Genomic DNA, 687 nt, shown 5'->3' with positions numbered 1-687 from the left:
ACATTGCGCTCAACGATCCCTACTTTATCGAGAAAAAACTCTACCCCAACGTGGATTTCTACTCCGGTATCATTTTGAAAGCGATGGGTATTCCGTCTTCCATGTTTACCGTGATCTTCGCGATGGCACGCACCGTCGGCTGGATTGCCCACTGGAACGAAATGCACGACGACGGCTTGAAGATTGCGCGTCCGCGCCAGCTGTACACCGGCTACGGCAAACGCGACTTCACCTCTTCGGCCTCAATGCTGGCAATGTGGACACCAGAAAAACGGACGCGAAGAGAGCATGGTGCGCACGATGGGGTGCCCGCAGCGCTCACAGGGTTCCCCTTCACGGTCAAACACCTTGAAACGGAATAACGCGCCGTGATGGCGATTGTCATCTACCGTTCCCCGCGTGTGATAGGAAAGGCGCGGCAGTGATAATAACGCGTCACTCAGTGCACTCAGTTGCTCTTCATCCAACGTCGTCGCACTGTGCTGTGGCGACAGCGCAGCGTGCCATAAAATCTCCGCGCGCAAATAGTTGCCCAGTCCGGCCAAAAAAGACTGATCGAGCAACAAGCCACTCAAACGGCGACGGCAGAATCTGTTACTCAACACTCTGGCTCGCACCTGTTCCGGGGTAACGGACCTATCAAGCACATCAGGGCCAATGCGCTGCAAGAAAGGATGTGTGGCCAGC

At 55.3% G+C, this 687-nt stretch carries 1 protein-coding gene and 1 pseudogene; one reads left to right on the top strand and one right to left on the bottom strand.

The annotated features are described in order from the left end of the window. Nucleotides 1–236: pseudogene (locus J5224_RS32900) on the top strand (citrate/2-methylcitrate synthase); the annotation flags it as partial. A 6-nt stretch (nucleotides 237–242) separates the two neighbouring features. Here the strand turns inward: J5224_RS32900 and J5224_RS32895 are convergent. Continuing rightward, on the bottom strand, nucleotides 243–687 hold a 445-nt coding region (locus J5224_RS32895), incomplete at its 5' end, for a zinc finger domain-containing protein (RefSeq protein WP_319802540.1).

It is taken from the genome of Candidatus Symbiopectobacterium sp. NZEC135 (assembly GCF_025962695.1).
The sequence above is the reverse complement of the archived record's forward strand: the minus strand, read 5'-3'. Positions and strand labels throughout refer to the sequence as shown.